Origin of the sequence: Marinobacter litoralis (assembly GCF_016427555.1) — a bacterium.
Lineage (GTDB): Bacteria > Pseudomonadota > Gammaproteobacteria > Pseudomonadales > Oleiphilaceae > Marinobacter > Marinobacter litoralis_A.
In genome coordinates this window covers 306590-320061 of record NZ_JAELVS010000002.1, presented here as the reverse complement: position 1 = coordinate 320061, position 13472 = coordinate 306590, and the positions used below count along the sequence as shown (strand labels likewise).

At 54.2% G+C, this 13472-nt stretch carries 11 protein-coding genes; 2 read left to right on the top strand and 9 right to left on the bottom strand.

What is annotated here, in order from left to right; translation table 11 throughout:
• Nucleotides 1-52 precede the first annotated feature (52 nt).
• The 8 genes from JAO79_RS09105 to JAO79_RS09070 form a co-directional block, all read right to left on the bottom strand.
• On the bottom strand, nt 53-1465 hold the full coding sequence (locus JAO79_RS09105) for a TIGR03013 family XrtA/PEP-CTERM system glycosyltransferase (RefSeq protein ID WP_199006942.1): 1413 nt from the start codon (nt 1463-1465) through the stop codon (nt 53-55).
• A 177-nt stretch (nt 1466-1642) separates the two neighbouring features.
• The gene (locus JAO79_RS09100) at nt 1643-2482 is read right to left on the bottom strand and encodes a PEP-CTERM sorting domain-containing protein (protein WP_199006941.1); all 840 of its coding nucleotides are present in this window, start codon (nt 2480-2482) and stop codon (nt 1643-1645) included.
• Between the two features lie 9 nt (nt 2483-2491).
• Complete coding sequence (gene prpD, locus JAO79_RS09095; RefSeq protein ID WP_199006940.1) at nt 2492-3982, bottom strand: 2-methylcitrate dehydratase; 1491 nt, start codon at nt 3980-3982, stop codon at nt 2492-2494.
• A 49-nt stretch (nt 3983-4031) separates the two neighbouring features.
• Nucleotides 4032-5210 carry a 2-methylaconitate cis-trans isomerase PrpF gene (gene prpF, locus JAO79_RS09090; protein WP_199006939.1) on the bottom strand — a complete coding sequence of 393 codons (1179 nt, stop codon included), beginning with the start codon at nt 5208-5210 and terminating at the stop codon, nt 4032-4034.
• Nucleotides 5211-5317: 107 nt separating this feature from the next.
• Complete coding sequence (gene acnD / locus JAO79_RS09085) at nt 5318-7942, bottom strand: Fe/S-dependent 2-methylisocitrate dehydratase AcnD (protein ID WP_199006938.1); 2625 nt, start codon at nt 7940-7942, stop codon at nt 5318-5320.
• A 107-nt stretch (nt 7943-8049) separates the two neighbouring features.
• On the bottom strand, nt 8050-9183 hold the full coding sequence (gene prpC / locus JAO79_RS09080) for a 2-methylcitrate synthase (RefSeq protein WP_199006937.1): 1134 nt from the start codon (nt 9181-9183) through the stop codon (nt 8050-8052).
• Between the two features lie 41 nt (nt 9184-9224).
• Nucleotides 9225-10109, bottom strand: coding sequence for a methylisocitrate lyase (gene prpB / locus JAO79_RS09075; RefSeq protein WP_199006936.1), 885 nt, complete (start codon nt 10107-10109; stop codon nt 9225-9227).
• A gap of 16 nt (nt 10110-10125) precedes the next feature.
• The gene (locus JAO79_RS09070) at nt 10126-10806 is read right to left on the bottom strand and encodes a GntR family transcriptional regulator (protein ID WP_199006935.1); all 681 of its coding nucleotides are present in this window, start codon (nt 10804-10806) and stop codon (nt 10126-10128) included.
• A gap of 231 nt (nt 10807-11037) precedes the next feature.
• Here JAO79_RS09070 and galU point away from each other — a divergent pair, with 231 nt between their 5' ends.
• Entirely contained in the window at nt 11038-11874 is an 837-nt protein-coding gene (gene galU / locus JAO79_RS09065) for a UTP--glucose-1-phosphate uridylyltransferase GalU (protein WP_199006934.1), read from the top strand.
• A gap of 4 nt (nt 11875-11878) precedes the next feature.
• Here galU and JAO79_RS09060 read toward each other — a convergent pair whose 3' ends face one another.
• Complete coding sequence (locus JAO79_RS09060) at nt 11879-12295, bottom strand: XRE family transcriptional regulator (RefSeq protein WP_199006933.1); 417 nt, start codon at nt 12293-12295, stop codon at nt 11879-11881.
• Between the two features lie 213 nt (nt 12296-12508).
• Here JAO79_RS09060 and JAO79_RS09055 point away from each other — a divergent pair, with 213 nt between their 5' ends.
• Nucleotides 12509-13468 (top strand): DMT family transporter, encoded by a 960-nt coding sequence (locus tag JAO79_RS09055; RefSeq protein WP_199006932.1) that lies wholly within the window; start codon nt 12509-12511, stop codon nt 13466-13468.
• Nucleotides 13469-13472: the final 4 nt, after the last annotated feature.

The following is a 13472-nucleotide window of genomic DNA, read 5'->3' as shown; positions in this document are numbered from 1 at the left end:
TTTTCTCTCTTTTATTAGTGCTGAGTTCCGTGTTCCGGGGATGCCCCCGAAGCTACCGTGAGCCTTTCTTGAACAAAACCACCTCAACCGTCTGAATCACAATCAAAAGATCAAGAAGGAGACTCTGATTCTTTATGTAGTATAGGTCATACCTGAGTTTTTCCCGGGTATCCTCCTCACTGTCGGCATAGGCAAAACACAATTGCGCCCAACCGGTAAGGCCAGGCTTTACTCGATGCCTCTCAGAGTAGAACGGAATGGACTGGGCTAATCGCTCTACAAAAATGGGGCGTTCCGGGCGCGGGCCGACGAATGCCATCGTGCCGTTTAACACGTTAAAGATTTGCGGTAGCTCATCGATCCGCACGCGGCGGATAAAGTCACCGACTTTTGTCACCCTCGAATCATTCTTCTTGGCCCAGACTGCTCCATTTTTTTCCGCGTCTAACCCCATCGAACGAAACTTGTGAACTCTGAACGGTCGATTATTCAACCCAACCCGCTCCTGGCTGTATAAAACCGGAGCAGAAAGACCGTCTTCCACCTTAATGGCAAGTGCTGTCAGCAACATGATCGGAAAGGTTGCCACGAGCAGAAGAGCCGCGGCTAGAATGTCGAGAACTCGCTTACCGATTCCGTACATGGCTGAAAACGTATAGCCATCTGAGAACACCAGCCAGCCTCTGGTGAGCATCTCCAAGGCCACCTTTCTGGATTCGCGCTCATAAAAATTTATACCGTCAATAATGCTGACACCGGCCATTTTGCATTCAAGAAGGTCATCCAAAGGCAAGCCACGACGGCGGTCATCAACCGCGATGACAATCTCCCTGACCGGATGACGCATAACGTAATTGTGGAGGGAGGCAGGCAGGTTAATGAGATGCTTGGCATCAACCGCTACGGCTTCATCTGGCATAGGGATAAAACCATCTAACGTAAAACCCTTGCGATTAAATGGGGTGGTAAGATCCTGAAGCAGTTGTTTGGCTTGTTGACCTGCACCCAATACCACAACCCTGCGCTTAAACCAGGCCTTGCCTACCATTGCAAAGAAAAGCACGCGACTGATGCCCAGGCAAAAAATGGATAGAACCGTGGCCGAGGACAACAATTCAAAACTGCCCAAATACCAGAACCATTCACTGGCGACGAAATAGGCGAAGCCACTGACCGGTATGGAGAGGATCATCGCCATGATCGTACGCAGCATCATGCCCGACATCCCTTCCTCAATACTGGCCTGGTAAACGCCTAGCGCCATCATGACAAGAAGGTTTACTACCGCAAAAACGAGAAGTGAGGGGAAAATAAAACCGATATGGGCATTAAAAAACTCTGCGTCGCCAAAAAAGCGGAAGAACACAGCTAAAGCACAAGAAAAAACCAGAACAACCAGATCAATCAGACCTAGCAGAATGAAAGGCAGGTGCAAATAATGTTTAAACAACCTGACGTGGGCCACGCCGACTCCTTGTCCAGTTCACAGTAAAATCAACCCGCATCCCATGCGATTTACTACTACTTGTGAACATTCAGTTTAATGCATAATTTCGCTACCGCAATAACATTTAGAAGCACGAGTTAACAAAAACTTACAAAACCCTCCAGGCCACACGTGCTCACCTAGAGGGCTGTAAGCTTATACCTTGTGTTTCTTGCTACGAACCAAAACCAGTCCTACCAAGCCCAACCCCATTAACGCCAGGGTACCTGGCTCTGGGACCGTACCTATCGTTACATTGTCGAGGCCGTAACCATCGTTCGAGTTGTTTGCGTAAATAGTCAGGTCTCCTAAACCGCTGTCATCGTACAAAGAAATGTAGAAAACTTTGCCATTACCCAACGCCGAACCGAAGACATCCGCAAAGGAGAAATTCACGCCGCCAATCGAGAAACGCCCCCCTGCATCGTTAGGGTCTGTCATGTAAAAACCCATCGCGGTGTATCCACCGGCAGGAGAAATGGTCATTTCCTGCGCATCCATGCTGTCAAGCCAGTTGTCCGGAGAGATGTCGAAGCGACCGGAATAAGGTGACGTTGCGGTATCGAGAACTGCCAAGCCAGCAGAGCATGAGTACGGTGCGGAGTCACATGCACCGCCTGCGCCGGCCACATCCATCGTGAACATTCCAACACCGGCCAGCGAATTGATAGATGTTGACTGCGCGCCTGCCGTGTAGCCACTGTCGAACGTTTCAGTGATATACCCTGCATTCAAGTTGCCAAGAAATGCCGCTTCCGCTGCCTGCGCTGCACTCGATCCTTCGGCACTGATATTGATGACCGGGGCCGCCGCCGCAGTACCAATACTGCCGGCAAACATTAATGCCGCTACTGCCGTTGCCATGTTTTTCATTGCTAACGCTCCATGATTGTTATTAATCAAAAGAGACGAAGCAGCATCTATGCCAAAAAAAAACAAACGAAATAACAAGGAGTTAAAAACAAAGGCATTCAGAGGCGTAAAGAAAGCTGACAAGGCCCGGTCTTAACGAAAATCCGAAAACAACCCCACAAACTCCTGCACCGGTATAACCTCCAACGCTCCTAAATCCTCACAACTGGCCATAATCGCCTGGCATTTCCTGGGTACGAATCGAGTCTTCAAGCTGTTCTCGAACTTCTCCACCAACAACGGCATACCCTCCTCTCGCCTTCTCCGATGCCCGATCGGGTATTCCACCGCCACCTTCTCTGTACTACTGCCATCGGTAAAAAACACCTGAATGGCGTTGGCAATTGAGCGCTTGTCAGCTTCTAGGTATTCCCGGGTGTATCGCTCATCTTCGATTACTTGCATCTTGTCACGGAGGCGATCAATTTCCGGGTGAGCCTGATGGAAACTGTCTTCGTAGTGCTCGGCGGTGAGGCCACCAAAAATCAGTGGCACGGCGGTCATGTACTGCAGGCAATGATCACGGTCGGCCGGATTGGCCAGTTCGCCCTGCTTGGAGATGATGCGTATAGCGGATTCATGGGTGGTCAATTCGATGCGGTCAATTTCATCGAGCCGGTCTTTCACTTCCGGGTGAAGTTTCACAGCGGCCTCGGCCGCGGTTTGGGCATGGAACTCCGCCGGGAACGAGATTTTGAACAGCACGTTCTCCATCACATAGGAGCCAAAAGGCTGCGGTAATGAGAACTTGCGGTGTGCGTCAGGCTTTAGAGCCTGATCGCGATTGGTCTTGCTAAAGAGTACGTCGTAGAAACCCCATTGATTGGCGGTCAGGGCTCCGGGAACACCCATTTCGCCTCGCATGGCAATATCGGCCAAGCGCACGCCACGTGATGCGGCGTCACCTGCGGCCCAGGATTTACGGGAGCCAGCGTTTGGGGCGTGGCGGTATGTGCGAAGGGATTGCCCGTCTACCCACGCGTGGGACAAAGCCGAGAGCATTTGCTCTCTATCCGCCCCCATCAATTTGGCGCTTACAGCGGTGGAGGCCACCTTTACCAGTACAACGTGATCCAGCCCAACCCGGTTAAACGAGTTTTCCAGAGCGAGAACACCCTGAATTTCGTGGGCCATGATCATGGCTTCCAGCACGGCTTTCATGGCTAGGGGCGCTTGCCCGTTGGCGACGCGTTTCTGGGAAAGGTGATCGGCAACCGCGAGAATGGCGCCGAGGTTATCAGAGGGGTGGCCCCATTCGGCCGCCAGCCAGGTATCGTTGTAATCCAGCCAGCGCACGATGCAGCCGATATCCCAGGCCGCTTTAACCGGGTCTAACCGATATGGCGTGCCGGGCACCCTCGCCCCGTGAGGAACAACAGTGCCTTCCACATAGGGGCCAAGGTGTTTGGTGCATTCCGGAAATTTTAAGGCGAGAAGCCCGCAGCCAAGGGTGTCCATCAAACAGTAACGGGCAGTCTCCCATGCCTCGTCACTGTCGATTTGGTAATTGAGGACATAGTCCGCAATTTCCTGTAACACCTCATCGTAATCAGGACGTTTGTTCTGGTCTACGTTGGCTCCCATGGCAAAACCCTCCTATTTCCGGAATCGTCAGGGCATGCCTCAGTTTAGTTCAGAAACTGTCTTGAGGCACCCTCACCCAACCTTCCATGATAATCCGCGCACTGCGGCTCATGATGGCTTTGGTTGCAGTCCACTGGCCATTCACTTCTTTGGCTTCCGCGCCTACGCGCAAAGTTCCTGAAGGATGGCCAAAGGTCACTTCGGTACGGTCACCGCCGCCAGCCGCCAGGTTCACCAATGTGCCCGGGATAGCCGATGCTGTCGCGATAGCCACCGCCGCCGTGCCCATCATGGCGTGATGCAGCTTGCCCATAGACAGAGCGCGTACCAGCAAATCCACGTCCGAGGCGTTGATCTGCTTACCGCTGGACGATACATAATCCACTGGCTTGGCGACAAAGGCCACCTTCGGGGTGTGCTGACGATTAGCCGCTTCAGCGATGTCTTTGATCAGGCCCATTTTGACCGCACCGTGGGCACGAATGGTTTCAAACATGGCCAGCGCTTTCGGATCGCTGTTGATGTCGCCCTGAAGTTCGCTGCCCTTGTAACCGATGTCTTCGGCGTTCACGAAGATGGTGGGGATACCGGCGTTGATCATGGTCGCTTTGAGCGTACCCACACCCGGCACGTCCAGATCATCTACCAGATTACCCGTGGGGAACATGGAGCCTTCGCCATCGGCTGGGTCCATGAACTCGATCTTCACTTCAGCGGCCGGAAAGGTCACACCATCCAGCTCGAAATCGCCGGTTTCCTGCACTTCACCGTTGGTGATGGGCACATGGGCAACGATGGTCTTCTTAATGTTGGCTTGCCAGATGCGAACCGTGCAGATGCCGTTTTCAGGAATGCGCTCTTTCGCAACGAAGCCGCTGTTGATGGCGAACGCACCGACTGCCGCGGTCAGGTTGCCGCAGTTGCCGCTCCAATCCACGAAGGGTTTGTCGATGGACACCTGACCGAACAGGTAGTCCACGTCGTGGTCGGGCTGAGTCGGTGCCGCCAGAATCACGGTTTTACTGGTACTGGAGGTGGCGTTGCCCAAACCGTCGATTTGCTTCTCGTAGGGATCGGGGCTGCCGATGACTCTGAGCAACAGCTTATCGCGAGCCTCGCCGGGAACTTGGCAGGCTTCGGGCAGATCTTGCAGACGAAAAAACGCGCCTTTACTGGTGCCGCCGCGCATGTAGGTAGCGGGGACTTTAATTTGTGGGGGGAAGCTCATGAAATGCCTCTCTTTGAAAGCATTTGGATGGGTGGGGTCTGACCCCGAGGGGTCAGACCCCTTTGCCAGTTTGGCTTCGGAGTCAGATTTGAAGCTCTACAATCTGATTACGCAGCGCCTTCGGCTTCCAGGAAGTCCTGGGCGAAACGCTGCAGTACACCACCGGCCGAGTAGATGTTCAGCTCAGCAAAGGTGTCCAGACGGCAGGTCACCGGCACTTCAACGGACTCGCCGTTTTTGCGGTTGATCACCAACGTGAGTTCCGCACCCGGGGCGATTTCGCCTTTAATATCGAAGGTTTCAGTGCCATCGATGTTATAGGTGTGGCGAGTTTCGCCTTCGCGGAACTGCACCGGCAGTACACCCATACCAACCAGGTTGGTACGGTGAATACGCTCGAAGCCTTCCGCGACAATTACTTCCACACCAGCCAGACGAACACCTTTGGCCGCCCAGTCACGGGAGGAACCTTGGCCGTAATCAGCGCCGGCAACAATGATCAGCGGCTGCTTACGTTCCATGTAGGTTTCAATGGCTTCCCACATGCGGGTGACCTGCCCTTCCGGCTCGATACGTGCAAGGGAGCCCTGCTTCACTTCGCCGTTTTCATCCCGAACCATTTCGTTCAGCAGTTTCGGGTTGGCGAAGGTCGCGCGCTGCGCGGTCAGGTGATCACCACGGTGGGTAGCGTAGGAGTTGAAGTCTTCCTCCGGCACGCCCATTTTGTGCAGGTATTCACCGGCCGCAGAGTCCATCATGATGGCGTTGGACGGCGACAGGTGGTCTGTAGTGATGTTGTCACCCAGAACCGCCAGCGGGCGCATGCCTGTCATGGTGCGCTCGGCAGCCAACGCGCCTTCCCAGTATGGCGGGCGGCGGATGTAGGTAGACATCGGGCGCCAGTCGTACAGCGGGCTCTTGGCCTGCTCAACGGCATCCAGGTTGAACATCGGGATGTAAACTTCTTTGAACTGCTCTGGCTTCACAAATTCGCCGACGATGCGGTCGATTTCTTCATCGGAAGGCCACAGGTCTTTCAGAGTAACCGGCTTGCCGTCTTTGTCGTAACCCAAGGCATCCTGCTCGATGTCGAAGCGCACGGTACCGGCAATGGCGTAGGCCACAACCAGCGGCGGTGATGCCAGGAAGGCTTGCTTCGCATACGGGTGGATACGGCCATCGAAGTTACGGTTACCAGACAGTACGGCGGTGGAGTACAAATCGCGGTCGATGATTTCCTGCTGGATTTTCGGGTCCAGCGCGCCAGACATACCGTTACAGGTGGTGCAGGCATAAGCTACGATACCGAAGCCCAGCTTTTCCATTTCTGGCAACAGGCCGGCTTCTTCCAGATACAGACGAGCTACTTTGGAGCCCGGTGCAAAGGAAGACTTCACCCACGGTTTGCGTACCAATCCCAGTTCGTTGGCTTTTTTCGCCAACAAACCCGCTGCTACCACGTTGCGGGGGTTCGAGGTATTGGTGCAAGACGTAATCGCCGCGATAATGACAGCACCATCCGGCATCAGGCCTTTTTTCTCTTCTTCCAGGGCCTTGTCCAGATTTACGGCAATGCCACGCTCTTCCAACTCTGACGTTGCCACACGACGATGCGGGTTGGACGGGCCAGCCACGTTGCGAACAACCGTAGACAGATCAAATTCCAGCACACGCTCGTACTGGGCTTCGGTCATTTCGGTAGCCCACAGGCCGGTTTCTTTCGCGTACTTTTCAACCAGATCAACCTGCTCTGGCTCACGGCCGGTCAGCTTCAGGTAATCGATGGTCTGTTCGTCGATGTAGAACATGCCCGCGGTGGCACCGTATTCCGGTGTCATGTTGGAGATGGTAGCCCGGTCGCCGATGGTCAGGCTGGAGGCACCTTCACCAAAGAACTCGAGATACGCGCCGACAACGCGTTCTTTGCGCAGGAATTCGGTAATGGCCAGAACGATGTCGGTTGCGGTGATGCCAGGCTGGCGCTTGCCGGTCAGTTTCACACCTACGATGTCCGGCAGGCGCATCATGGATGGCTGACCCAACATAACCGTTTCAGCTTCCAGACCACCCACACCAATCGCAATAACACCCAGCGCATCGATGTGCGGGGTGTGGCTGTCGGTACCGACACAGGTATCCGGGAAGGCAATCGGATGCCCGTCTTCATCTGGACGATTCTGGATCACCGGAGACATCTTCTCCAGATTGATCTGGTGCATGATGCCGTTACCAGCCGGAATCACGTCAACATTACGGAAAGCGGTGCGTGTCCAGTTGATGAAGTGGAAACGATCTTCGTTTCGGCGCTCTTCAATCGCACGGTTTTTCTCAAAAGCATCCGGATCACAACCCGCGGCTTCAACCGCCAGGGAATGGTCCACAATCAGCTGGGTCGGAACAACCGGGTTTACCTTGGCGGGGTCACCGCCCTTCTCGGCGATGGCGTCACGGAGGCCGGCCAAGTCAACCAATGCTGTCTGGCCAAGAATATCGTGGCAAACCACACGCGCCGGATACCACGGGAAGTCGAGATCGCGCTTACGCTCAATCAGCTGTTTCAGCGAATCGGTCAGCGTTTCGGCATCGCAACGACGAACCAGTTGTTCAGCCAGAATCTTCGATGTGTACGGGAGTTTGGCGTAGGCGCCGGGCTGAATGTCTTCAATGGCCTGCCGAGTGTCGTAGTACTTCAGGTCAGTACCCGGAAGCGGCTTTCTGTATTCGGTGTTCATCTTGTGTCCTCTAGTTCGGAGATCGGCTCAGGCAACATGGATGGGGTCTGACCCCGTGGGGTCAGACCCCAACGGGGAGTCAACAATTCCCTAAAATTGCTTAGCCTTTAGCTGCGCTTTTCAATCGGCAGCCATTCCTGATTTTCCGGGCCGGTGTAGTCCGCGCTTGGGCGGATGATACGGTTCTTGGCACGCTGCTCTTTAACGTGCGCGGTCCAACCGGATACTCGCGACATCACGAAGATGGGCGTAAACAGTTCGGTCGGGATGCCCATGAAGTGATAAGCCGAGGCATGGAAGAAATCCGCGTTGCAGAACAGTTTCTTCTCGCGCCACATAACTTCTTCACAACGTACCGAAACCGGGTACAGAACGGTATCGCCCACTTCTTGTGCCAATTTCTCAGACCACTTCTTGATGATGCCGTTGCGGGGGTCCGATTCGGTGTAGATCGCATGACCGAAGCCCATGATCTTTTCTTTGCGCTCAAGCATGCCCATCAGACCCGCTTCGGCTTCATCCGGAGTCTTGAAACGCTGGATCAGTTCCATGGCTGCTTCGTTGGCGCCGCCGTGCAGAGGTCCTCGCAGGGAACCGATCGCACCGGTAACACAGCTGTGAATATCCGACAGCGTTGAAGCACACACGCGGGCGGTAAAGGTAGACGCGTTAAATTCGTGCTCTGCATACAGGATCAGAGACACGTTCATCACGCGCTCATGCAGCTCGCTCGGCTTCTTGCCGTGCAGCAGCTCCAGGAACAGGCCACCAATGGAGTCGGACTCACTGTTCGCAGTATCGATACGCACACCTTCGTGGGCGAAGCGGTACCAATAGGTGATGATCGCTGGGAACGCCGCCAGCATGCGGTCGATCTTATCGTCCTGCTCACTGAAATCGTTTTCAGTTTCCAGGTTACCCAACATGGAGCAACCGGTGCGCATCACGTCCATCGGGTGGGCGTTGCTCGGGATTTGCTCCAAAACGGTTTTCAGGGCGTCCGGCAGAGTGCGCAGGCTCTTGAGCTTAGCCTTGTATGCATCCAGCTCCTGCTGGTTAGGCAGCTTGCCACGCAGTAGCAGGTAGGCGACTTCTTCAAACTGGGCATTTTCGGCCAGATCTTTCACGTCGTAGCCGCGATACGTGAGGCCCGCACCGGTTTTACCTACCGTACATAGTGCTGTTTCACCAGCTACCTGGCCACGCAGACCTGCTCCACCTAGTTTCTTTGCTTCAGCCATGTTGGTCTCCCTCAATGTTCAGTTGTTAGAGTTTTAACGATTCAGTCTTTTTTCTGAGTGAACAATTCGTCCAGCTTCTGCTCGAAGTCGTGGTAGTTCAGGAAGTCGTAGAGCTCCATGCGAGTCTGCATCAGATCCACCACGTCTTTCTGGTCACCTTTTTCCAGGATGTTCTGGTATACCGTCAGCGCCGCCTTGTTCATCGCGCGGAAGGCACTAAGTGGGTACAGAACCATAGCGGCACCAGCTTCCGCCAGCTCAGCCTTGTTGTACAGCGGCGTAGCACCAAATTCGGTGATGTTTGCCAGAATCGGCGCGTCGATCGCTTCAGCAAACGCCTTGTAGTCCGACAATTCATGTACAGCTTCGGCGAAGATGCCATCGGCACCGGCTTCGATGCAGGCTTTGGCGCGGTCAATAGCAGCTTCCAGACCTTCTTTCTGGAAGGCATCGGTCCGGGCCATGATGAAGAAATCTTTGTCCTCTCGGGCATCGGCTGCCGCACGAATACGATCTACCATTTCTTCTTTGGAGACAATTTCTTTGTTTGGGCGATGGCCGCAGCGCTTCTGGGCAACCTGGTCTTCAATGTGAACAGCAGCTGCGCCTGCACGTTCCATTTCGCGAATGGTGCGAGCAATGTTGAAAGCACCACCCCAGCCCGTATCGATATCAACCAGTAGCGGCACATCGGTGGCGGCAGTAATACGGCGCACGTCTTCGACAACGTCGTTCATGCTGGTCATGCCCAGATCCGGCAGGCCGTAGGATGCATTAGCAACACCACCACCTGACAGGTAAATGGCCTGATGCCCTACCCGCTCAGCCATCATGGCTGCGTACGCGTTGATCGTGCCGACAATCTGCAGCGGTTGGTTTTCTTTAAGAGCTTTGCGGAAACGAGCACCTGCGGAAATCTTAGCCATAACAATTACCTCTTAATCAGATGGTTAGAACGCCTTCTTGAATCTTTTTCTCAATATTTTGACGGGCGGCGTTGATGTGTCTTTTCATTAGAAATTCGGCGAGTTCACCATCACGCTGGGCAATGGCTTCGACGATACTGCGGTGTTCGCCCAGCGCCATATGGGGGCGCCCGGCGGATGTGCTTAACCGGTAACGGTACATCCGCACCATGTAATAAAGATCGCCCAGAAGCATCTGGGCCAGCTTGGTGTTTCGGCTGCCGGTGGCAATACGGTGATGAAAGTCATAATCGCCTTCGGCCTGATAGTAAGCCTGCCCTTGGGCTTCTTCGATCATCGCTTCATGACTGTCCAGAGTCGCCAGCAAATCCTGGATTTCCTCATCGGTCATGCGCTCGGCCGCTTGCCGAGCCGCCAGGCCTTCCATCACTTCACGAATTCGGTACAGCTCGATCAACTCATCCGCACTGACAGAAACCACCTTCACCCCGGCATGAGGCCGGCGCACCAACAGGCCGCGAGATTCCAGCCGGCCCAGCGCTTCCCGAAGCGGCCCACGGGTCAGATTAAAGCGAGAGCATAGCTCCACCTCACCGATTTTTTCACCCGGCGCCAGATCACCTTTAACAATGGCGGTTTGCAAACAATCGAACGCTTCGTCTGCTCGGGTTTGAGTTTGTAACTGAACTTCAGCCATGTTTTGTCAACAATCCATGCTATGATGCTTCGAAAACTACGCCACAACTCATGGATTGTCAACAATATGGCTTACGGCGAAAGTATAATTGTTAGCATGATTTTGGCCAAAGCCTGCACTTCCCTCCTTTAAGCCCACGAAACCCTCCATTTAGCGCCGCAACTTCGCTACACTTAGCGCACTTTGTGGGAAGGCTCCCAACAAGCCCGAATCGAATAAAGGATGAACCCTATGATCAAGAAGTGTCTCTTCCCCGTTGCCGGTTATGGCACACGCTTCCTCCCGGCCACCAAGGCCATGCCCAAAGAAATCCTGCCGGTTGTTAACAAGCCGCTGGTTCAGTACGGCGTTGAAGAAGCGTCAGACGCTGGTATACACGAATTCGGGTTCGTGACGGGCCGCGGTAAACGCGCCATCGAAGACCACTTCGACATCAGTTACGAACTGGAGCATCAGATTGCTGGTTCAGGTAAAGAAGGCCTGCTTACCTCAATCCGCGATCTGATTGACAACAACACCTTCGCCTTTACCCGCCAAAGCGAGATGAAAGGTTTGGGGCACGCCATTCTGACGGGCCGCAACCTGGTTGGTGACAACCCGTTCGCGGTGGTTCTGGCCGACGACTTCTGCGTGGGCCCGGAGGACGACGACGGTGTACTGAGCCAGATGGTGAAACTGTACAACCAGTTCCGCTGCTCAATTGTCGCCATCGAAGAAGTGCCTATGGATGAAACCCACAAATACGGTGTAATCGCCGGTGAATCCATGAAAGACGGCTTGTACCGCATCACCGACATGGTGGAAAAACCAGCGCCGGAAAATGCACCCAGCAACCTCGCGATCATCGGCCGCTACATTTTGACGCCGGACATCTTCGAGATTCTGGAGCGTACTCCCCCAGGCAAAAACGGCGAAGTACAAATCACCGACGCCTTGCTGGAGCAAGCCAAGAACGGCTGCGTGCTAGCGTATCAATTCAAAGGCAAGCGTTTCGACTGCGGCAGCATTGATGGCTTTGTGGAAGCCACCAATTACGTGTACGAAAACATCTACAAGAAAGGCAAGTAAGGGCTTAGCCCCCTAGCAGCTGCAATACCATGCGCCGGTTATCCATTGAGGCTTTACGGAACCGGCGCAGAATCTCCCTCTCCTCGTCTGACAGCTGCACCCGCTCTATCTCCTGCTCCAACTCTTTTAACACCTCGGCCAGCCCATCCCCATTGCTGACAACCAAACCGGGCAACTCCAGCTGATCAGCATCGCTGTCTTCGTTCATGTCGAGCAACTGCTCAAGGGGCGTTTCTGTTTTTACACACAAATCCAGCAGTTCGGCCACGCCCGGGTAACTCCGCTGTTTGAGTTCCGGCGCCTCCCAGCGCTGAACCACAGCCTCCTCAACGCCGCAGATTGCCGCAATGTCGGAACAGGAGAACTGGCCTGTTTCGCGCAGATAACGTAAACGACGATGAAATGATTGCAGGTACCGCATCCTGTTGCCTCTGACCTGTTAACTGTGGCCGCCTTTAACCGCTACTTAGCGTTGAGCACGATGAAGAATGTTATACGGCAATGTAGCGTATATGTCGCTTTAGGCACAATGCACGAGTTCTCATCATCCGCCTATCGGTTTTCGCTGCTTTCTTTTTTAGCGACCTAACGATAAATTGGGCGACCTTTTTATCGAAGCAGGCTTTGCTCAACCATGTCTGACGCTCACAAATCCGACTTCCTCTTGGTTGTTGTCACGCTTCTGGCGGCAGTCGGCTGGATGTTCTCTAAAGAAGCGATCCTGATGATGCCGCCGCTGTTATTTATGGCCGTTCGCTTTTTAGTTGCAGGTGGCGTGTTATTTCTTTTGGCCTTACCCGCTTTGCGCCGCCTGAGCATGGATCAAATTCAGCGCAGCATTGGCGTTGGGGCCGTGTTCGGAATTGCCATGACCTGCTGGATTATGGGGCTTTTTCACGGCGACAGCATGGGCGAAGGCGCATTTCTGACCAGCCTAGGCGTAGTGATCGTGCCGATACTCGCAAGGCTCGTATTTGGTGAAGCGCAGCCCATCAGCACTTGGATTGCGATCCCAATCGCAATATCCGGGCTAGCCCTGCTTTCACTGGAAAACGGTTTCAGGCCGGACCCTGGCCAGCTCTATTTTGTAATGGCCGCGTTTATTTTTGCCCTCTATTTCACCTTGAACACTCGTACCGCTAACCAGCGGACGGTGGTGAACAAGCACGGCGAAACCATCGAGAAAAAGAAAGTCCCTGCCCTGCCGCTCACTGCTATGGCGCTTCTGACCGTGGGATTCGTAACCCTGGCTGAATCCGCCATCAGCGAACCGTGGGCGGCCACTTTCAGCAATCCGCCACCCATCCTATACGTATGGGTATTGGCCAGCGCTGTCATTGCCACCGCGGGACGCTTTCTGCTGCAAACCTATGCTCAAAGCCTGTCTGCGCACAGTCACGGGGTGGTAATTCTCATACTGGAGCCGGTATGGGTCGCGCTGTTTGCCGCTCTATGGTTTGGCGAAAGCATGACGCTTCTCCAAATCGGCGGTTGCGCCCTTATATTTGCGGCTTTATTAGTCAATCGCTGGAGTGCCGTGCGGCGTGCGATTAAAGGCCTGATCAAAGTGAAAAATACTACTCAAAGTAGTTGACCAG

Coding starts and splice junctions, on each gene's coding strand:
- prpC (WP_199006937.1), bottom strand. CDS start 9,183: ATGGCTGAAGCAAAGAAACTAGGTGGAGCAGGTCTGCGTGGCCAGGTA.
- JAO79_RS09070 (WP_199006935.1), bottom strand. CDS start 10,806: ATGGCTGAAGTTCAGTTACAAACTCAAACCCGAGCAGACGAAGCGTTC.
- prpF (WP_199006939.1), bottom strand. CDS start 5,210: ATGAGCTTCCCCCCACAAATTAAAGTCCCCGCTACCTACATGCGCGGC.
- prpD (WP_199006940.1), bottom strand. CDS start 3,982: ATGGGAGCCAACGTAGACCAGAACAAACGTCCTGATTACGATGAGGTG.
- JAO79_RS09060 (WP_199006933.1), bottom strand. CDS start 12,295: ATGCGGTACCTGCAATCATTTCATCGTCGTTTACGTTATCTGCGCGAA.
- acnD (WP_199006938.1), bottom strand. CDS start 7,942: ATGAACACCGAATACAGAAAGCCGCTTCCGGGTACTGACCTGAAGTAC.
- JAO79_RS09055 (WP_199006932.1), top strand. CDS start 12,509: ATGTCTGACGCTCACAAATCCGACTTCCTCTTGGTTGTTGTCACGCTT.
- galU (WP_199006934.1), top strand. CDS start 11,038: ATGATCAAGAAGTGTCTCTTCCCCGTTGCCGGTTATGGCACACGCTTC.
- prpB (WP_199006936.1), bottom strand. CDS start 10,109: ATGGCTAAGATTTCCGCAGGTGCTCGTTTCCGCAAAGCTCTTAAAGAA.